The following is a 19,239-nucleotide window of genomic DNA, read 5'->3' as shown; positions in this document are numbered from 1 at the left end:
TCCTAGAAATAATATTGCGCGCTTGCCATACGCTCTTTTACTGTGCTGCTTGTGTCGTAGACGTGCTGTGAATAGATCGCGTATCTCACCGCGTCTAATACGTCGTCATGCTCTTTTACTGGTTCGCCCAATCGCTCATTCCAGACGTATTGATAGATCTCATCTTTGAATTTTGTGACCTTGTTTGAAACGACAAAAAAGCGACCAGCTTTCATCAGCTTGGCCACCTCTTCAATTCCAGATAATACCGACTTATACGCATTGAAGCATTTGAGCCTTTCGCGGTTGAATCGTCCAACGTGCTCGGGCCGTGCGCTATCAGCCCAAAAGAATATATCGCCATAGCGCGCCTTAATATCTTTTGCGATCTCTACCCAAAAATCAATTTCTTTATACTGGTGCGCGTGTTCCTCGAGTATATACACATCGCCGGCCTCAGTTTGGCCCACGACCACAATAGAACCCCAGTGTTCATATCCCCAGTCAACCCCCGCGTAAATTTTCGCGAAATGCTCGGGCAATTCGTTTATATACATATCTTCTTTAAAGTCACGATATACCGCGCCTTCACCAATCACCCAACGCCCGTATATACCGCGCTCAGTAAACATACCAGAAGGCGTTGTCGCAATCAAATTATCAACGTATCGTTGATTTAAGAACGTGTTATCAAAGATTGTAAAATGATTCGCGATGATCTTCTCATCATCGGCCTTGTCGATATAATCGACCTTGAGCCAATGTTTTGGGTGATCCGGGTTGGTATCGCATATAATACGCGCGCCATACCCCGAGCAACGCTTTAGAATTTCGTCGAAAACCTCCTTATTCGCGAGCGTGACCTCATTGACGTATGCTCCGAAGGCTGTCATACCCCGGATAGCTTTTAGGCCCGCTATGGACCCCGTAAACGTCGTTACAACGTATACGCCAAAAAGAGTAAAATTCCCGTGTCGGTCAAACTGGAATTCGTGGCCGTAAGCGTCAGTTATCTCGCGTAATATGTTTGTTTGAAGCGTTCCGGACGATACCGCCCCCAGAATATACATCGGAGTTTGAACCCCGACTTTTAACGCGTTCTTCTTTACGCGCTTCAGCTCCATTAAAAAAAGATCATTGTCGAGCTTGGTCTTTCCAGCCCGTACTGCGCCATGGTTTATCATCATGTACCAATCACGAGAAATAGAGCGTCGCAAGATCCCGATCTGCTTATCTGTGTACAGTCGATCAAGTGCCATCTTGTATCACTCCTTCCAGCTTTTCGAAATAATCGGCCATGATATCCTCGGACGCGACATTTCCTTCAAGAGCTTGTTCGCGTTTCTTATTCTCGAGTTGCATTGCCTTAACACGCTCTTTTTGCTCTTTCTTATCAAGGGCGTCTTTCGTGCCTTCGTTGCCGTTCATTTTGGCTAGAAGCTCGATTGCTCGTATATCGCCTTTTAGTGCCTTTTGTAAAAGCACCGTCGCAATTGCTGTCTGATTCGTTGCGCTCAAACCTTTCTCTTCGAGCATTCCTTTTAACTGCGGACTGAAAACGTCCATTTCCAAAATTTGATTGACTTTCTTTTTTAAGTCCGCTTTTTCCCTTCGCGCCTTACCGGAGGCGATACCAGCTTTTCTTGCATTCGCTCGGCGTTCCTCGGGTGTTCGTTGCTCATTTGGTATTAGATTGTCTGCACCAGCCATCGCCTCACTTCCTTACTGTTTATTTTTGTTAGATTGAGAATTTCTCGCCGTTCTTTTTTCTTTTACAAAAAAACAGACTCCCCAGAAAGGAATAGGGGGAGTCTGAAAAGAAAAGTATAGAGTATAGAAATGTCTGGCAAGGGGAAGAACTAAAAGAACCTTACCAAAAGCGGACGGGCGGAATCGAACCGCCGAAACGAAAAAATTTTAAAAAATATAAGGAGATCCCATAACCGAGGAAAGTTTTACGAAAGTAAAAACGTGCTGCTGTTACTGTTGGCTTGGCCCTGTCGTCCGCTGGAAGATCTCCGTTTCTTTCGATCTCCCGATAATACAATTTTACCACCTTTTTTTGAACACTTTTCCCAAATTTTAGCGACTTTTTAAAAAAATACTTGTCACTTTCTTTTCGAGCCCTTCGAAGAACGGTTTGATAACGTTTCGATAGACTGAGTTTTTTGACATAAAGAGCTCGAGGGCCACACCTTCGACGTTCTTTGATCGTGTCACATATAAGCATTTGATCGCCTCCCAGATTGTAAGCTCGCACTCGTTCGTGTACTCTTCTATCGCTTCGGCGAACGTGTACAGCCGAATTAGTTCCGGGTCATTTTCTTTAAGGATCACGTTTTTAAGAGCTTCTGGCGTGTTACTTGTTGACTTGCTTTTAATAAACCAATTCTCATCGAAATTTTGATAAGGGAAGCTGATCTCTTCGATTCGCTCTTTTATCTCTTTATCGAACGGATAGCGTCGAAGCGCGTCTATAAGATAGCCATATCTTGTCTCAATTCGCAAGCGTTCCTCCTTTCTAGCCTCAAGTGGGCTCTAAAATTCTCTTTCGTACACGTCAAAGACTCCGACTTTCTGACTATCACGATAGGCCAGCGCCTCTTCTTTAGTCTGAAATTCAATCTCTTCAAACTTAGTTGAATGATTACAATCCCAGCGGGTACGTTTTAGATATTTTCTAACGACATAAACTTTCATATTATCCCCCGACGCCGTTTTGATCGGCTATTTCTTGTAACTCTTGAGCCATACGTGAATTATAATCATTGTTCAATTTGTTAATAATCACGTCTTGCATGGTATTTTTTTCTTCGATCTTCTCGAGTTCGTCCTTTTGTGTTCTGATTGTCTGTTGTAGCTCGCTATTGCTTGTTTCGAGCACCCGGACCCGTGAGTTAAGGTTGACACATACGGCAATTAGGATAAAAAGGATAAACGCAAAATTCGCACGTATCATCTTATCATTATTCGTCATTGCTTGCCCTTTCTAATATCAGTAGTTGTCAGTTTACTCGCGTTCATCTTGCCGACATTTATATTTAGGTTTTCGTTAATTTTTAACGTTGTTTTATCGTTGGTTTTTCTGCTTCTAAAAGCTATCACACTGGCCCAGATCAAACCAGATAGCCAGACCAGTGCGAGCAGTAGGTATATAAAGTTTTGTAGGGTCATTGTTTCGTTTCCCCCGTCATTCTATTTCTTTCAACTCTTAATTTAAAACTAGTATCATCACCGAAACATACTAGAGCTGTTTCTTCTTCCCACTGACTTCTCGTGTATGGGTATCTGTTTGGTCGTGTCATGTTTACTCCTCATTCATTTCTTTAAGGGTACCCCACATACCTTTATGTAGGTTTGTGATATTCTTCATGTACTGCTTTCTTGCTGGAATACTCTTAAAATCCCACCACTCAGCACCATCATACTCATAACGCTCAATCCACCAGTCTTCACCAACTAACACAAGGTCTTTTGGTACACGTTGAGCACCATAGCCAGAATCATAATTTGTATCCCTTGCCACTGTTTCAAAGTTTTTTCTTGTGATCTCAAAATCATCACCTTGGATATACAAAACATCATCCAGTGTTTTACCATATTTTTCTAAAAATTCTACTGTTTCATCTAATAAATTTGTACTCATTTTGTTACCTCCAACAATTCCGGATTTTCGTAGATATTGCCGATGATTTTCTCATCACCAGTCCAAGCATACCCCTCTCTTATACCTTTTAGATATATAGCAGGCATACCTCCAATGTAAGTACCACCATATTCTTTTTCTATATATACTTCATGAAGGCAACCTCTTGTACATTTAATAATATCTCCGACAAAAACTTCCTTCCCGTTCTTATCAAATAGACCTGTGGATTGCATGAGTTCCACTTCTTCAGCCCCGCGGTAGAAGGTTATAGCGTCCCCAATAAAATCAAATTCACCACAAGCCCAATGAATCTCGTCCACTTCATACATTTTTTTGTAGGTCTTATCCCACGCTCTAAACTTTGGAATCATTCTGTTACCTCCTCAACTTCAAACAGCGGGCTATCAAATACTTCTCCAAACCCAGCTTCTTCTAGCTCTTTGCGAGTGTGTTTGATAACAATACTTTTCCCCCCACTAGCCATAAGACTCCAATAACCTTCATCTGGAATATATGCCAAATAACAAAACAGAGCTCTCAAATTTTTCATCTTCACCAAATACCGCTTCTCTTTTTCGACCTCGTAGCCGTCAAGCCATGCACGGGCGAAGGTTTCTTGGTTTTTATCTTTATAAAACCATTTTAGAAGATCATCACAATCCTCATAACCAATGCCTTTCATGGCATCAATCAAATCCCAATCACAATCTTTAGCATATTCAATATAGTCAGCTACGATCTGCGGTACTGTGACTTTCTGCGGTTCGTCTAGTTCCCGTAAATCATCTAGAAAAATTAGACGAGCGATTTCTGCTCCTGGATCCGTACATACACCTTCAAGCTTTTCGTATTTCTTAATTAACTCCTGATTATTCATATTTAGATTCCTCACATTCTTCAAAATCATCAATGATAATATAGTTAACATTTTTTGGGTTTGCGTAAAAATTTCGAATTATCATCAATCTTCCATCGACAAACTGAGTAACGATTTCTGTCAGTTCATCTTGAGTAAAATCTTCAACCAAGAATTCAGATTTTTGTGAGTTTGAAAAACCAATTGTGATTTTTTTGTACTTTTTCATCTCTTGTTTATTCATCTTCTTGCTCCCTCTAGTTCGTCCTATTCAAAATTTTTAGAGTGTCCTCGTAGCTCAGATTTATCTTGGCTCTTTGTGTCTCGTATACAAAACCTTTAGGGATCCTAAAATTAATGATAGTGCTGTCATGTTCTCTTACAACCGTGTAGATGTATTTAAAAAGCTCTTTTCTGATAGCGATATTTGGAAATACTACAAGTTCCGACTTATTTCCACTATCCGACTTTTTTGAGTTTTCAAATCCCGAATATGGGTATTTTTTAGGCTTCATCTTCTTGCTCCTCACTATATTTTTCTACCAATTCGTCCAACCAAGACCACTCATTAACATCATCAATCGGCTCGACATCTCTTGCTTGCAACCAAGCCGAGAAATTAACCACATTATCAATATAGATTGTGTCAAAATCACCCCAATCCCAAACAGTCAGGTTAATATTTGTTTGGTTTCCGTTTTCGTCTTCAACCGTGATCGAACCATTTTCAACCCAAGCAGTCCCAAAACATAATTCACAAGTACCTGTCTGTTCTTCCTGCACGTCTGATACATAATCAATAACTTTATACTTCATTCTTCCACCTCTTCCACTTCTACGAGTGGGCTTTCTAATAGCCACCCGATCCCTTTTAGATTCAACTCGTCGATCGTAAACGACTGCTTAAATTTTAATTTGTAACGTCGATCATCATCGAGCTCGATCATGTATGTTTTCGTTGTCTTATTGAATCGCTTCGAATTGCAAAGCAGGCTCCGCAATGACTCAATCTTTCGGCCAGTTTGATCTGCGATCTCTTCCATCGTGCCAAACGCGATCAGCGTATCATTTTTATAATACGCGAACGTGCGGACTTTCATTTCTGATCCCAATAATTCCACTTCGTCGATTCCGAAATAATCGCATATAGCCTCGATTCCTGTCCGATCGGGTACGCGATCCCCGCGTAACCAATAATCGATTGTGTTATAGGACCAGCCCAGTTTTCTTGATAGTTGGGTTTTCGTAACTCCCTTTTCGTTCATCAAGCACCTAAGGTTCTTTCTTAACTCCTCGCGCTGCTTTGGACTATATTTCACGTATTCCATTATTCGGCCTTCTTCCCCATTCAAAGATTTGCACGTCGTATTTTTTGCCATCGACCGTAATCAATTCACTAGCTCCACGCACATCTTCTCTGCCTTCGATTTGTTTTATGAGTTTGACGCAAGTTTCACCAAGAGATAATTGACTTTCTATTTCGTCGTATCTCTTATTTTCCATCACCCCAATAACTTCATAGTACGTTTTCTCTTTCATTGTGCCACTCCTTCCGCTTGCTTTTCTAACCATTCAAACAAGAGCCCGAATTGCTTGACGACTAATTCGTCGTCATGGTACTTTTTGCAGATTTCAGCGATCGCGTCCACGGTCCAGAACCAATAACGCTCGGAACCGAATCCCAAAGTCTGGGCCACTTGGTTATTTCGTGCCATAAAGTCCGGAAGCTCGACGCTAAAGAAATGTATATAATTCATCGTCCCACTCCTCAACTCTGACATAGATCCCCACGACCTCGGACCAAAACTTCTCAGCGATCTCGCTTGCGACCTGTGCGTCATTTTTCCAAAACCCCACCTCACTCATGCAATCCTTGAATAATTTTTGAAGATTGTCCGTGTCTGGTGCGGTCGTCTTGTATTGTCCGTTGCGTACTCCCTCAATCATCGGAAAGCACCATTTGACCGTGAGCCGGATCGGCCCTTTCATTTTGTCTGGTGGTACATGACGCGCAAGTAAACTCTCAAATTTTGCTCGAGCGTTTTTCAGCTCCACCGGTTCGTAAAAAATCGGCTTGCCATTTCTGACGTTTACTTTTTTTTGCTGGTGCGTTGTTGTTGGAATTTTTTTCATCGGCAAAAAGAACTCAATCATAGACAATCCTTTCTACTTTCTTCTAATATTCCAAGAGCTCTGCTTATTTTGCCTAAAATACTTGCATAAGATAAAGCAACTTCGATAGGTTCGTTTTGCTTACTCAAGAAAATCTTAGCAGAACTTGTGTCTATCTTTTCAACCATAATTATATGATTGACATTTATATATTTTCCTTGTACTGCAATAAACATTTTTATTTTACCTTTCTTTTTTTTTTTATTTTTCGCGCTTAGTCCATGACCCTTGTATATGACAGGGTGCGTTTTAAGCAACCCTGTCTATACAGGTATGGACATGATGGACGACAGGACATTATCTATATATATAATATATAGTTGTCTGTCTCTGGACACGACCACGTTTTTATGGTGTTGTCTGTCCTTTTTGAGACAAAGACACGACCATAATTTTATGGTGTTGTCTTATTCGGACACGACCACGTTTTTATGGTTCTGTCGCATTTTCTTTATTTAAAATAGTGAGCGTATTTTTATCGAACCAGTATTTTTTTGATGTTTTTAACCGTCTTTCAACAGTTTTTATAGACGTTCCTAAATATTCAGCTACCTCTTCTTTCGATGGCGGCTCGCCAAAATTCGCGTTTTCAATAGCTTCGTCGAACTCTATGAGTTTTTGTTTTTTGTCTTCCTTTGCATTCTTTTTGCGAGTTTCTTTAGCTTTTATCCACCCGGGCTTGTTTTCTTCAAGCTCGATATCCGCCAAAACTCCCGAATCGTCCAGAAAATGTACTGGATAGCTAAACCACATATTGATAGGTTTAAACTTGGCAAACTCCCGAAGAGTGCCTTCCACGCGCCACGCTGTCGAAATTTCGATCGCTCGACGGGCTTGTTCGATCTTATCCGTCCAAGGCTTACGATCGAGCACGTTTGGAATCGCTTGTTCAAAGTGTGTCCGCATGATCGCGGGGCTTTGGAGGTCGTCAAGGCTCACTTCATCTTGATAATATCCAAGGTTGCACGTTTGCAAGGCCTCTTTGTATATCCGAGTGGCCGTGTGGTTGATCCGTTGAGTAAATAGTTCCCCTGTGACGTCCAATTCTACTAAGTCGATAAGAGCGTCCGGATCTCGAGCGAATACGCCCGACCCGCTGGCCCGATCCATTGATTTCTTGCCCCCTTGAGCACCTTTTGAATGATGGTGGCAATAGATCACCGAGCAGCCAAGCTCTGTCGCTACTTTGTCGAATTGATTCGTAAAGTGCGCCATCTGGTCCGCGCTGTTTTCATCACCCGTCAGAACCTTATAGATCGGGTCAATGATAACCGCGATATAGTTCTTTTTGAGTGATCGGCGGATCAATTTCGGAGCGAGCTTGTCCATCGGTACAGTCTTCCCGCGTAAGTTCCAGATATCAATATTTTGGAGATTGTTCGGCTGAAGCCCCATTGCTTCGTACACGTCGCGGAATCTGTGAAGACATGACGCACGGTCTAACTCAAGATTGACGTATAGGACCTTACCTTGTGTACAATTCCATTCAAGCCATTTCTTGCCTTCTGCGATTGCGATTGACATTTCAATTAGGCTGAAAGACTTCCCGGCCTTGGACGGCCCAGCGATCAGCATTTTGTGCCCTTGGCGGAGCACACCTTCGATCAGCTCGGGCGCGAGCTCTGGGAGGTTGTCCCAACTATCGCCCAGCCCTTCCGGATCTGGAAGATCGTCGTTAAGATCTTCGATGTACTGATACCATTCTTCCCAATTTCTTTTTCCGATATTGGTATCAACTAAAAATTGCTTTTGTCCGTTTCGCTCGAAGCCCGGCATACGGGACAAGCGCGACGGGTTGCGGTTTTGCGTATCGACTGATATTCCGTTCTTTTGGCATATCTTATATAAGTAGTCAACGCGCTTTCTGTATTCGTCGTAATTGCCCGCGTCCACTTTCACGATAGCGTGTAAGGACTTGTTCCCGCTGTACACAAGGGCCACGATCGGCAATTCAAGCTCTTTATAGATCGCATTTTGTTTCTCTACGCTCATGCTGTCCGATTCAACGAGGGCGTACCGATAATCGGTCACGTTCTCGTTTTTGGCTCCTTTGCCGTCGAGCGGATTGAAGCGAATCCACGCGCCCGCTTCCTTGTGATAGTCTCCGAGGACCGCCCCGATATCGCCGTTACACTTGGAAAGCTGCTCAATCAGTTGCCCCGCTGTCCGGTCGTAGGCTCCCTTCGTTGGAAGCCATTTCTCGATCTCGCCCGTCTCGTCGTTTACTTTTGGATAAGATTCAGTAACGTAACCGACATTTTCGGACGATTCAAACAAGGCCTCAAGGTATTTAATAATCTCTTGTACTGGGTTCCAGTTTGTAGGCTCATGAATCTCTTTCCCCTCGATCCAGTTCTTATCAATGACGCGATAGTCCCGATCGATTGTATCGTTCCAGTCGAGCTCGTGAGCTCCCTCGCTATCGCTTGAGTACGGGTTTACCCAGCCGTGATCTTTTGCGAGTTGGACAATTGTCCCACCCGTAACAATCGAGCCCGCTTCCTCGTTGAAGGTGTCCCATTTTTTGAAACACTCAAATTTACGATACCGCGCCGGATCTCGTAAGGACCATTCGTCCCAGTCAAAAGCTGTGTATCCTTCATGTTTTAAGGCCATTCCGACGTTTATCCATTCTTGATAAGATAGAATCGAGGGGTCTATATGGTCTAATAGTGGTAATAGGTCAAATTCTCGTTCGTTATTCATGCCCTTCCTTTCTAATTTGGTACATATTCGCTCGCTCTGATCCCGTGCGGTATTCTCCACCCGTTAGCGGCGATACGATCGATCATATTTCTTGCACTTTCAAAGTTCCACATTCCAACATTTCGGAAGCCTCGACTTTCGAGGAAGCGGATCTGTTTCGGTGTCGAAAGCCCTTCGTTTCTGCGCTTGTTCAAGCGATCAAGCAAGAGATTTGCTTTTCCTGCATTGCCCACTTCGTCGGTAAATATCCCGTACTTCTCGAGGGCTTTGAGTTGCTTTTCAGACGGCGGGGCCATCTCCCAGCCAAAATTCGGAACATAGCTCGAAAGATCTTCGGCATGAATTGACATTTCGAATTGAAGCGGATCGACGAGCTTTCTCTTGCGTTTCCGCATTTCTGCGAGTTGTTTCGCGAGGGCTTCTTCGCGTTCTGCGACGACGTCTTCCGCGCTCTTAACTTCCATCTGCTCAAGGTCAATCACGACGCCCGTTTCTTCTTCCATGTTCTCGACCATCTTCTTTGTGACTTCCGGGCTCTCGCTTATCAAGTGAGCCGGGCGACAAAGTTCGTGCCGTTCCGTGTGCCATAAGAAATCAAGAAGAAGGAGCTCTTCTTTTCCGGGGAAAAGACGCGTCCCACGTCCCACCATTTGAGAATAGAGCGCCCGGACTTTCGTCGGTCTTAACACGACCACGCAATCAACCGACGGGCAATCCCAGCCTTCCGTGAGTAACATTGAATTGCATAGGACGTTATAACGACCCTTTTCGAAGTCTTCGAGCACTTCGGCCCGGTCTTTCGATTCGCCGTTTACTTCGGCTGCTTTAAATCCTCGCTCGTTTAAGATATCGCGGAATTTTTGGCTTGTTTTGACAAGCGGAAGAAAGACGACTGTCTTCTTATCCTTGCAATACTTGGCCATTTCGTCCGCGATCTGTACGAGGTACGGATCGAGGGCCGTACCGACGTCGCTCGCTTTAAAATCACCCGCGGACATTGAAACACTTGATAGATCGAGATCGATCGGAATCGTTAAGGCTTTAATTTTGGAAAGATATCCTTCTTTTATCGCCTGTACGAGCGAATACTCATAAGCCAAACTATCAAAGTAAGAACCGAGATTTTTCATATCACCACGGTCTGGGGTGGCCGTGACTCCCAAAACTTCCGAGTCTTTGAAATGGCCCAGCACTTTTTGATACCCGTCAGATATTGCATGGTGCGCCTCGTCGACCACGATCACGTCGAACCAATCGGGCGGGAATTGACTTAAACGTTTCTCCCGTTGCATAGTCTGGACCGACCCGACAACGACGCGATACCATGAACCTATAGACGTGCTTTCAGCCTTTTCTAATGCCGTACCAAGGCCCGTCGCGGTCTTGAGCTTGTCGCTTGCTTGATCTAACAATTCGGATCTGTGAGCGAGCACTAAAACGCGCTTACCCTCTCGGACTTGATCTTCAATGATCTTTGAAAATACGACGGTTTTCCCCGTTCCAGTCGGGAGGACTAGAAGAGTGCGTTTCCGACCTTCTAGCCACTCACGCTGAACGGCTTCCCTCGCTTCTTGCTGATAGGGTCTTAACTCCATACTTTAGAACCTCCTTATTAGAACGGCCCTCCTGTGAAGCCTCCCTGTGGTTGTGCTGGTTGTTCTGGTTGATACTGTGGCGCTGGTTGTTGTTGGTATTGTCCCGGTTGCGCGTTCAAGACTTTCGTATAGTCCACATCTTCGGCGTAAATCATACCTTTCACTTCGTTGTACTTGTTGTCGTTGTATTCGCGAGAACCAACCTTACAAACTCCGACTTTTCCAATAATCGCGTTCCAATCCATACGAAGGGGCTCACCTTTGCGTTTTTGCCCGATAGCTCCAAAGAACGCTGAAAGCATACCTTCTGTTGAACTGTGTAAGAAGAGATTGTGGCGCAATTCCGTTTCGCCTTCGTTCGCTACGATAGTAAGGTGTACTGTTGCTTTATTACAAGCTGGCAACTTGCCGGGATTTTGAGGGTTCGGCGTGTGACGTCCGCGGTCGTACTCTTTAACTGTGAACCAGTATAGACCATCTGGTAGAAAGACAAATTCGGAGTCTTTTTGTAAAGTGTCGTTCCAGTCAAGCTCGCGTTCGAAGTTGTTGTTAAATTGTTGTTGTGTCATGGTAATTTCTCCTTTAATTCTTATAATTCGTTAGTGTTAAATGGTAATTCCGGATCTTTCCGGACTTGATTCTGAATGACGTCCAGTGTAGCGTCCCAATTCGCAACGATCATATCCCAGTAATTGCTTGGGAAGTTTTCAATCGGTGTCCCCATCGGGAAGTGTCCGCGTATATACGCGACCTCTTGCAATTCGTTTTCGGTCACGTTGTTCGGAGCCATTAAGTCGATCAACGCTTGTGGCAAGAGTCCAGATTGTGGAGCTCGTCCCATTTCTTGGGCCACCTCTTGAGCAGCCTCTTGTAATTGCTCGTTAATGTTTTGCTTTTGTGGCTCTGGTGCGGGCTGTGGCTCTGGTTGTGGAGCTGGTGCCGGTTGTTCGGTTGGTACGGGAGCCGGTGCGTTGAAGATATGGGCCACGCTCTCAAACGTAAACGGGAGCTGATCTGGCAAGCCGTGACGATTTTTCGCGTCCCACGCTGGCCGGTGGTTCGTGTACATGACACGTTCGCCCCCTTGGGCTTTCTTTTTGCCGGTGTCTGTGGTCATGACGATTGTCTTATAATTCGCAAAGAGCACCATATCGGCCCATTCCTTGACCAGTGGGGCCGTCTTTGAGCTGGTCTTTTGCCCGAGCTTTAATTCGTATCGGTCATAAGACCCCATTTCGTCCGGCTGTTCAAATTTCTTGATTTGTGCGTGGGCTGTCAGAATGACATTGATCCCGTTGTCCACAAGCTCTGACAAACTATTTAATAGACGCCCGATCTCTTCTTGGACGTATGTATAACCCTTGCCCCAGCCGAAATCTTCGATCCCGTTTTTTTGGTGCTGTGCGCATACATAATCGACCGCGAGCTGTTCGGCCCAATCGATCGTATCAATGACTAGTGTCTTACACGCGTCCGGGTTCGCCTTGATAAACGCGATCTCGTTTTTAAGCATTGCCCAGCTTGTGGGCTTGTCCATACGGGCCACGTCCATATTATCCGTTGATCCTTCCGTATCGATGAATACTGGATCCGGGAATTGACTCGCAAAGCTAGACTTTCCGATCCCTTCCGGGCCGTAGATCACGACTTTCTGAGCCCGTGCCTTCCTTCCTCTTGTAATTTGCATTTTTTTAGTCCTCCTCGTCGTTATCTGCTAAAAGGCCACGAAGAAAGTTTTCAAAATGTTTGCGTTTTGCTTCTTCGATCTCATCTGTCAGATCTTTTGGCTCTTTGCCGTCGAGCGTTTTGAGCTCATACGTTGCTGTAACTTCGAGCAGTTCACCTTCGAACGCTTCAGCGACTTTATACATACGGTCACCCTGCTTTTCAATAGATTCTACGCTATTGTTTGCAGCGTCTCGCAAGTCGTCGGTCCACTTTGAACTATAGGCCAAAGCTCGATTATTGTTTTCATACTCCTGTAAAAAATGTCCATTTTCTTTGTTACGAATAACGATAAATTTTTCTGTTTTTTTCATGATTTTTCCTTCTTTCTGTTAAAAGCCACTTTGCCAAGTTGGCGCGACTGTTTCTTGTGCGCCGTTTGTTGCCCCGTTTAGAAGCCCATTTTCAAAGCTCTCGGGTTTGATACTGTAACCGTCCTCGATGATAACGGAGCACTCCCCGCCCGTTGAAACGCGTGTCGCGATAGCTTGCAAGCCTTCTTGCTCTAGCCATGCGCCGAATTCTGCGAGTGTGATCTGGTCCATCTGTTCTAACTTGTCAATTAAGACGAAGCCACAATCCGGCTTGAGCTTGCGGACGATAGCCGTTGCCACTTGTAATTGTTGCGAGCCGGACATATTATCCCAGCGTTGACCCAAGTATAAGAGCTCGCCATCGTCCACGGATAAGCCCGGAAGCGGTAAGTCTGCATTTGTGAGCAAGTCTGTTTTTTGCTTGCGAATTCCTTCGATAACAAGATCTAACTCGCGATACTGTTCGCGGTAAACCTTCGCGTCCTCTTCTGCCTTGTCTTTGTCAAGGTTTGCTCGGACTTTGAGGTTGATCTGCTCAATATTCGCGATACTTTCTTCTATCTCTTGCGTCGATTCGTCGATCAGATCTTGCGCGTCTTTACGAGCAATGTCCAAGTCTTGAGCGAGTCCTTGCTCTTTTTCTCGAGCTTCCTTGAGCATATCTTCCAGACGCTCAACGTTTGCGAGTGCCCCTTGATAGTCGTTTTCAATTCTCGCTAGATTCTGACGCTTGCGAGCATTTTCGCCATTTCGTCCAAGGATCTCTTGTTGTTGCTGAATTAAGTCCGCGATTGAGACGAGTTCTTTCGGTGCGTCTGGATAATACGGCTGCTCTTTGGCAAACTTTTCTTTTTGATCCGCAATAACGCCGATCGCGTGCCGTTCTTGGTACTTGGTCTTCTCTTCCATTTCAAGCTGAACGAGTTGATCACCTACCCCGATAATTTGCAAGAGCGTTGTCGCTTTCTCCTTGCTCGTCATTTCCATAAACTTTGGAAGATCAAGAGCGAGCTCTTCAACAAAGCTATCAAGCAATTTCTGACCGGCCTTGTTTCCGCTTGGATCAATGACTTTTAGATCGCTATTTTTGCCCTTGCGCTCAACAATAAGGCCATTTGATAGCGTGATTTTTAGACTTGGGGGAATCGTTGATCCCTCGCGTTGAGGTTGCGAAGGTTTGTACTTGTTACCACCCAAGGCCCACGCTATCGCGTCGAGTACACTTGTTTTGCCTTGGTTGTTGTTCCCCCCGACGATTGTCAGCCCTTTTGCTGACGGCTCGATTTTGACCGCTTTAACGCGTTTGACGTTTTCGATCTCGAGCTTATTGATTGTTACCATTTCTAACCTCTCCTTTCAGACGAGCGAGTTCGTCAAGTAGTCGTTCTTCCCGCTCAAGTGTGGCTTTTAAAATTTCGGTTTGTTGTAGATTGATAAACCACAAGCGGTCGAGTGCTTCCGTTTGTTGCTCAATTTTTCGGGCTTTCTTACCAAACATGAAACGGTACCTCCGGCGATTCAGTATAGAGCTTCATAGTTTTTCGACGGTTTGCGAGTTCGTCTTCGTATTGCTCAATGACTTGCGCGTTATGCTCTGGAAGCCCTTCTTCGATAGCTTTTAATGTTTCAGTTTTTGCGATCTTCATTCGTTTCTTGTGGTCCTTCCACGATACGATAAGGCCAGCGATGAAGCACACGCCCCCGATCGCGACTGTTCCGGCAACTTGCCCAGAAATAATAATTTCATTCATTTTAAATACTCCTTTTCTTTTTCTAAAATTTCGTAAACGTCCCGGACGTCGTACATTTTCTTTTTTCCTTGTTTTCGAAACGCGAGCCCTCGACGTTCTAGCTTTTTAATGTAACCATGATCGAAGCCGAATTTTTTCATCAAGGCTTTTTGATCTAGTGGCATTTGTTTTTCTTCTATTTCTTTTTTCAACTCGTCTCTCACGATATCCACGATCGATCTGAGATAGACTTTCGCGATCTCGTCTGAGATCAAGGGTGGCAAGTATAGCTCCTCCATTTCTTCGTTCCTCCAATTGTGCGGGCAAGCACTTTCTGATATAATTAAGGTAGATATTTTTTCAAGCGTCGGATTCTTTGTCCGGCGTTTTTTGTTACCGAATTTTAAAATCTTCAATCACTCGGGCGACAAATCGATGTGCTTGAGGATTTTTCAGTTTTCCGTTCAAAATGTTCGTCACATCTTGGCGTGCCATGCTGTACTGAACAGCAAGAGTTGCAATTGTTAGATTATTTTCTTTTAGGTAATCCAAAATTTTTTGACGACCGTTGTCCATATTTGGCATGTACTCCCCTCCTTTCTTTGTAAGTGAAAATAATGAATATTTTTTACGGAAACTGTTGTCTGCCCTAGCTTTTAACAAATAACACCTTTACAAACCTTCTTACTTTTCATATAATGAAACTACCTTTGTTAACAGAAAGGAGCTGATCCATATTGGCAGAATTTTTGAAAGGTACTGTGTCTCAGTAGTTAAACTCTATTTCTGGTCTGGTTGCCAGCAACGACAAGCAAGAGTCGTAAAAATAGGTGCGAGTTCAGTCGTGGGAGGTAGCCACGTTAAAAAGCGCAACTTCTCGTAGACCAAAGTCCCTAACTATTTCAACTGCAGTGCTGGGGGCGATACCAGCGAAGTGTTGGCGGTTACCGCTATTAGCTTGAGCAGAACAATTTCCGTAACGTATTCCAGATAGCGGCTGGGGTACGTTTTTTATTTTTGTAAGAAAATGAGTTAGAATTTTATAAAACGCTTGACAACTTTCACCCAAAAGGTTAAAATGAAAGCACGGTTAAAAACTTGATAAAACCTTATATCTATCAACTTATTCGCTCGCCAAAGCTATTTATTTTAGATAAGTTTTACTTCGTTTTTTACTAACTCACTAACTTACAAAAACTATTTTACACCCAATTAGGTGTCTTGTCAACAGTTTTACACCTAAAAAGTTGAAATATTTTTTGTTATGCTTCTGAAAGGTTGATTTGACAATGTTTCCGACATACGAAAAAATTAAAGAACTTGCCGATAAAAGGGGAATTTCTCTCACGAAACTAGAAGAGGATTTAGGTTACAGCAGAAATACACTCTATAAGTTGAAATCTCAAAGACCTAACGCTGAGAGAATATCGGAAATCGCTGACTACTTCCAAGTCAGCACCGACTATCTGCTAGGTAGAACAGACAATCCACGGATCGCATCGGACGAAACCATCGGTGGGTATACCTCTGAGGATCTGCGCAAGATGGCTGAAAACGCCAAAACATTTGACGGCAAGCCACTTACAGAAGAAGATATTGACGCGATTCAAAACATCATAGAAATATACTTGAGAGGTAGATAGCCTATGACTATTGAAGAGTTAGTTGACTCACACGGTGCTATACTAGCTTACTTTGATAATGACTTGTGGCCACGGCCCGGAATGATCTTATCTGATATGAAGATCATTTTCGTTAATAAATCACTAACTAGGGAGGCCCAGAAACGCGTTATTTTGCACGAATTAGGCCATTTAGAGCACACGACGGCCGAATATACCATAAACCCGATCAAGTGCGAAAATGAAGCCAATAGGGCCATGATTCACGCGCTATTAAAGGAAGAGTTAGAAGCTGGGGACGCGAGCGAGTTTAACTATGTGCATTTTATGGAACGCCATAAACTAAAAACTACGGCCGATGAATTAATGGTAATAGATGAATACTATCGATTAGTTGGATAGAAGGAGAAAAAAACATGGACTTTAACAAAATCAAAGATTTCGCAAAAAAAGCAACTGAAAAAACAGCGGACGGAATTTCTTCGATGAATGAAATGAGAAAAAAAGCTGCTCAAGAAACAAAGATTTCATTCGGAAACACAACGATTCGAAAGACAATCGACGGACAATATTATATCGGTTTTTATTCAGACGCTCCGGAGCTATTTGAATTTGAAGGCTTTCAATTTGAGGGCTCTACTATCATAGAACGCACAAAAACGACCGGGACGACCAAACAAAAGGGTAAAAAAGGGAGCGCGCTTTTAGGAGCTGCAATTGGTTCAGCATTTAACCCAGTTGGTACAATTGTAGGTGGCGTGATCGGTGCGTCTGGAAAACGTAAAGGTAAAATAGATTCGACCTCTGTCACTACTACAGAAGAAAAACCCGGACTTGCTAAGTTGTACTTGCGGAATACCAAAACAAACGAAGTTAAGACAATTAAAGCCAAGATCACCAACGCGCAAGCAGATAATATTAAACTGTTTTTCGAATAAACAAAAAAGCCCCGAGGCAAGCCACGGGGAAAACATGATATAAGTTAAGTATAGCAAAATCATTTCGTTCTTTCAATTGTGCGGGCAAGCCAACGGAGGAAAGACATGATAAAAAAATATACAACTAAAAACGGGGAGACTCGTTACTTATTTCAGACCTATCTTGGAATTGATCCCTTGACTGGCAAAGAACGGCGAACCACGCGCCGGGGCTTTAAAACCATGAAAGAAGCTAAACAAGCCGAAAGGAATTTGCTGCTTGACGTGGAAGAGAACGGCTTTTGTAACGTCTCCGAGAAACAAACATTCGAGGCCGTGGCCCGATTGTGGCTTGAAAGCTATCAGACGACCGTCAAACCCACCACATACCAAAACACAAAAAGCTATCTCGACATTTTGATAAAAGATTATTTTAATAATATCTTGATCGAGAATCTAACTGTTTTAAGGCTTCAAAAGATCACAATCGAATTAAGTAAGCGGTACTTGAATTATACGGTCCATCTATCAGTTATTAATCGCGTCTTAAAATATGCTGTATTGCTTGATATTATAAAAGCAAACCCACTTGATAAAGTGATAAGACCAAAACAACAAGAAAAGAGAGAAAAAAAGAAGGCTTTAACTAAAGAAGAGCTGACCGAATTTCTTGATCTGGCCGAGAAATACGCCTCCCACATCTTATTTGTAGCGTGGTGGACTCTCGCTTATACTGGTTTGCGTCGTGGGGAGCTCTTGGCCCTCGAGTGGTCAGATATTGACTTCGAAAATCGAACCTTACGCGTCGAGCGGACTCTTGTCAGAATATCTGGTCAACTATCCACCCAATCACCAAAAACGAAAAAGAGCCGGCGCATGATAACGCTGGACCCGCGCACGATCGAAATTTTGAAGAATTGGCGACTAAAACAGAAAAAAATCTTATTTAAAAACGGGGCTGGAAAGAGTGAACTCGTATTTTCAAATTCTTCGGGTGGCTATCTTACGGAATCACGCTTACGGGACGAGCTCCGAAAGTTTTTGAGAAAGCACGGCTTACCAATTATTACGGTCCACGGCTTACGACACACACACGCAAGCATACTCTTTGAAGCTGGAATCGAAGCAAAACAGATCGCGGACCGCTTGGGCCACTCGCGAATACAAACGACGCTCGATATGTACACGCATATAAACGATAACCAACGTTACGCGGTTGCTGACCGCTTGCTCGATTTTCTGGAAGCGTGAATCGTATTCAATCTCGTATTCACTCGCTAGTTGATCGCCGAAAATCCCTATAATAAAGGCTTTGAGCGTGTATAATGCTTTTGTAACATAAATATGGAAGAGAACCTATAGGAAATTCACAATATTTCTTGAATCACCAGCTTTTTAAAAATAAAACGGAACCCTCCTGATTATATGGAGCAGGAGGGTTCTATAAACTTTTATAATTATGCAAAAAAGAAACCTGTGTTTGTTTCACAAGTCTGGTCTTAATAGGGTAACTGACGACAATAAGGGTGTGAAGTTCTACCGCTCCAAACCCTACTATATTCCAATTTAAAGTGGATTCATTCCCCTTGTTGCCGGCAGTTTGAAAGATCAAATTGCTTTACTAGTATACTGTTTTCTCTACTTCAAGTCAATGGAATTTTACTGAAACTAGTAACCGAATGAAATGAGTAATCAAATAATTCCTGAAACATTTCACAATATATATACAATTTTTTCTAAGCTTTTAACACCAAACAAAGAGGCCTTGCTCTTTCGAGCAAAGCCTCTTCCTGTTGGATCTAAAATTGTCACCTCATCAACAAGTTTGTCGATGTCACCTCAATTTTAGTCTTCGCGTTTTTTGCGTTTTGCAAGTCCCGCAAGGCCAACCATACCAAGTGCAGCACCTAACAATGCAGCAGATGCTGATTGTTCTTCACCAGTTTCAGGAAGTGCTGGAGCTGGTGGAGTTGT

At 43.5% G+C, this 19,239-nt stretch carries 30 protein-coding genes; 4 read left to right on the top strand and 26 right to left on the bottom strand.

Annotated features, from left to right (window positions below; translation table 11 throughout):
- Positions 1–2: 2 nt before the first annotated feature.
- The 25 genes from O3602_RS09315 to O3602_RS09195 all read right to left on the bottom strand — a co-directional run bounded on the left by O3602_RS09315 (position 3) and on the right by O3602_RS09195 (position 15,311).
- The gene (locus O3602_RS09315) at positions 3–1,238 is read right to left on the bottom strand and encodes a PBSX family phage terminase large subunit (protein ID WP_371611559.1); all 1,236 of its coding nucleotides are present in this window, start codon (positions 1,236–1,238) and stop codon (positions 3–5) included.
- Complete coding sequence (locus O3602_RS09310; RefSeq protein WP_371611558.1) at positions 1,228–1,689, bottom strand: stress-induced protein; 462 nt, start codon at positions 1,687–1,689, stop codon at positions 1,228–1,230. Before O3602_RS09310 ends, O3602_RS09315 begins: the two co-directional genes overlap by 11 nt.
- A gap of 372 nt (positions 1,690–2,061) precedes the next feature.
- Positions 2,062–2,487, bottom strand: a complete 426-nt coding sequence (locus tag O3602_RS09305; RefSeq protein WP_371611557.1) for a hypothetical protein — start codon at positions 2,485–2,487, stop codon at positions 2,062–2,064.
- A 30-nt stretch (positions 2,488–2,517) separates the two neighbouring features.
- Positions 2,518–2,679, bottom strand: coding sequence for a hypothetical protein (locus O3602_RS09300; protein ID WP_160312955.1), 162 nt, complete (start codon positions 2,677–2,679; stop codon positions 2,518–2,520).
- 1 nt (position 2,680) lies between these two features.
- Positions 2,681–2,938, bottom strand: a complete 258-nt coding sequence (locus tag O3602_RS09295) for a hypothetical protein (RefSeq protein ID WP_371611556.1) — start codon at positions 2,936–2,938, stop codon at positions 2,681–2,683.
- A gap of 348 nt (positions 2,939–3,286) precedes the next feature.
- On the bottom strand, positions 3,287–3,625 hold the full coding sequence (locus O3602_RS09290; protein WP_371611555.1) for a hypothetical protein: 339 nt from the start codon (positions 3,623–3,625) through the stop codon (positions 3,287–3,289).
- Positions 3,622–3,999: a YopX family protein gene (locus O3602_RS09285; protein ID WP_371611554.1), complete on the bottom strand. Its 378-nt coding sequence runs from the start codon at positions 3,997–3,999 to the stop codon at positions 3,622–3,624. Before O3602_RS09285 ends, O3602_RS09290 begins: the two co-directional genes overlap by 4 nt.
- A complete protein-coding gene (locus O3602_RS09280) occupies positions 3,996–4,505 on the bottom strand; it encodes a DUF1642 domain-containing protein (protein ID WP_371611553.1) in 510 nt (169 codons plus the stop codon). Before O3602_RS09280 ends, O3602_RS09285 begins: the two co-directional genes overlap by 4 nt.
- Positions 4,498–4,728 (bottom strand): hypothetical protein, encoded by a 231-nt coding sequence (locus tag O3602_RS09275; protein WP_371611552.1) that lies wholly within the window; start codon positions 4,726–4,728, stop codon positions 4,498–4,500. Before O3602_RS09275 ends, O3602_RS09280 begins: the two co-directional genes overlap by 8 nt.
- Before the next feature lie 260 nt (positions 4,729–4,988).
- Positions 4,989–5,300, bottom strand: coding sequence for a hypothetical protein (locus O3602_RS09270; RefSeq protein ID WP_371611551.1), 312 nt, complete (start codon positions 5,298–5,300; stop codon positions 4,989–4,991).
- The gene (locus O3602_RS09265; protein WP_371611550.1) at positions 5,297–5,812 is read right to left on the bottom strand and encodes a helix-turn-helix domain-containing protein; all 516 of its coding nucleotides are present in this window, start codon (positions 5,810–5,812) and stop codon (positions 5,297–5,299) included. Before O3602_RS09265 ends, O3602_RS09270 begins: the two co-directional genes overlap by 4 nt.
- Positions 5,793–6,023 (bottom strand): hypothetical protein, encoded by a 231-nt coding sequence (locus tag O3602_RS09260; protein ID WP_371611549.1) that lies wholly within the window; start codon positions 6,021–6,023, stop codon positions 5,793–5,795. Before O3602_RS09260 ends, O3602_RS09265 begins: the two co-directional genes overlap by 20 nt.
- Complete coding sequence (locus O3602_RS09255) at positions 6,020–6,241, bottom strand: hypothetical protein (protein ID WP_150905586.1); 222 nt, start codon at positions 6,239–6,241, stop codon at positions 6,020–6,022. Before O3602_RS09255 ends, O3602_RS09260 begins: the two co-directional genes overlap by 4 nt.
- Entirely contained in the window at positions 6,219–6,638 is a 420-nt protein-coding gene (locus O3602_RS09250) for a RusA family crossover junction endodeoxyribonuclease (protein WP_371611548.1), read from the bottom strand. The genes O3602_RS09255 and O3602_RS09250 overlap by 23 nt, the downstream gene beginning before the upstream one ends.
- Positions 6,635–6,832 (bottom strand): hypothetical protein, encoded by a 198-nt coding sequence (locus O3602_RS09245; protein WP_371611547.1) that lies wholly within the window; start codon positions 6,830–6,832, stop codon positions 6,635–6,637. The genes O3602_RS09250 and O3602_RS09245 overlap by 4 nt, the downstream gene beginning before the upstream one ends.
- Positions 6,833–7,085: 253 nt before the next feature.
- The gene (locus O3602_RS09240; protein WP_371611546.1) at positions 7,086–9,362 is read right to left on the bottom strand and encodes an AAA family ATPase; all 2,277 of its coding nucleotides are present in this window, start codon (positions 9,360–9,362) and stop codon (positions 7,086–7,088) included.
- 11 nt (positions 9,363–9,373) lie between these two features.
- Entirely contained in the window at positions 9,374–10,957 is a 1,584-nt protein-coding gene (locus O3602_RS09235) for a DEAD/DEAH box helicase (protein WP_371611545.1), read from the bottom strand.
- 17 nt (positions 10,958–10,974) lie between these two features.
- Positions 10,975–11,526 (bottom strand): hypothetical protein, encoded by a 552-nt coding sequence (locus O3602_RS09230; RefSeq protein WP_371611543.1) that lies wholly within the window; start codon positions 11,524–11,526, stop codon positions 10,975–10,977.
- A 20-nt stretch (positions 11,527–11,546) separates the two neighbouring features.
- Positions 11,547–12,644: an ATP-binding protein gene (locus O3602_RS09225; protein WP_371611542.1), complete on the bottom strand. Its 1,098-nt coding sequence runs from the start codon at positions 12,642–12,644 to the stop codon at positions 11,547–11,549.
- 4 nt (positions 12,645–12,648) lie between these two features.
- Complete coding sequence (locus O3602_RS09220; RefSeq protein ID WP_371611541.1) at positions 12,649–12,996, bottom strand: hypothetical protein; 348 nt, start codon at positions 12,994–12,996, stop codon at positions 12,649–12,651.
- Between the two features lie 18 nt (positions 12,997–13,014).
- Complete coding sequence (locus O3602_RS09215) at positions 13,015–14,337, bottom strand: AAA family ATPase (RefSeq protein ID WP_371611540.1); 1,323 nt, start codon at positions 14,335–14,337, stop codon at positions 13,015–13,017.
- A complete protein-coding gene (locus O3602_RS09210) occupies positions 14,321–14,494 on the bottom strand; it encodes a hypothetical protein (protein ID WP_371611539.1) in 174 nt (57 codons plus the stop codon). The genes O3602_RS09215 and O3602_RS09210 overlap by 17 nt, the downstream gene beginning before the upstream one ends.
- Positions 14,484–14,747, bottom strand: a complete 264-nt coding sequence (locus O3602_RS09205) for a hypothetical protein (RefSeq protein ID WP_371611538.1) — start codon at positions 14,745–14,747, stop codon at positions 14,484–14,486. Before O3602_RS09205 ends, O3602_RS09210 begins: the two co-directional genes overlap by 11 nt.
- Positions 14,744–15,025 carry a hypothetical protein gene (locus O3602_RS09200; RefSeq protein ID WP_371611537.1) on the bottom strand — a complete coding sequence of 94 codons (282 nt, stop codon included), beginning with the start codon at positions 15,023–15,025 and terminating at the stop codon, positions 14,744–14,746. The genes O3602_RS09205 and O3602_RS09200 overlap by 4 nt, the downstream gene beginning before the upstream one ends.
- A 94-nt stretch (positions 15,026–15,119) precedes the next feature.
- Positions 15,120–15,311, bottom strand: coding sequence for a hypothetical protein (locus tag O3602_RS09195; protein WP_371611536.1), 192 nt, complete (start codon positions 15,309–15,311; stop codon positions 15,120–15,122).
- Positions 15,312–16,015: 704 nt separating this feature from the next.
- On the opposite strand from O3602_RS09195, the gene O3602_RS09190 reads away from it, so the two are divergent.
- The 4 genes from O3602_RS09190 to O3602_RS09175 all read left to right on the top strand — a co-directional run bounded on the left by O3602_RS09190 (position 16,016) and on the right by O3602_RS09175 (position 18,516).
- On the top strand, positions 16,016–16,369 hold the full coding sequence (locus O3602_RS09190) for a helix-turn-helix domain-containing protein (RefSeq protein ID WP_371611535.1): 354 nt from the start codon (positions 16,016–16,018) through the stop codon (positions 16,367–16,369).
- Positions 16,370–16,372: 3 nt separating this feature from the next.
- Positions 16,373–16,750 carry an ImmA/IrrE family metallo-endopeptidase gene (locus tag O3602_RS09185; protein WP_371611534.1) on the top strand — a complete coding sequence of 126 codons (378 nt, stop codon included), beginning with the start codon at positions 16,373–16,375 and terminating at the stop codon, positions 16,748–16,750.
- A gap of 14 nt (positions 16,751–16,764) precedes the next feature.
- Entirely contained in the window at positions 16,765–17,286 is a 522-nt protein-coding gene (locus O3602_RS09180) for a hypothetical protein (protein WP_371611533.1), read from the top strand.
- 105 nt (positions 17,287–17,391) lie between these two features.
- Entirely contained in the window at positions 17,392–18,516 is a 1,125-nt protein-coding gene (locus O3602_RS09175) for a tyrosine-type recombinase/integrase (protein WP_371611532.1), read from the top strand.
- Positions 18,517–19,110: 594 nt separating this feature from the next.
- Here O3602_RS09175 and O3602_RS09170 read toward each other — a convergent pair.
- The coding region (locus tag O3602_RS09170; RefSeq protein WP_371611582.1) for an LPXTG cell wall anchor domain-containing protein at positions 19,111–19,239 on the bottom strand (129 nt) is incomplete at its 5' end.

Source organism: Streptococcus sp. 27098_8_186, from assembly GCF_041432055.1.
In the GTDB taxonomy this organism is placed as follows: Bacteria; Bacillota; Bacilli; order Lactobacillales; family Streptococcaceae; genus Streptococcus; species Streptococcus dentalis.
Note: the sequence above shows the minus strand (reverse complement) of the source record. Positions and strands in the feature narration are given on the sequence as shown.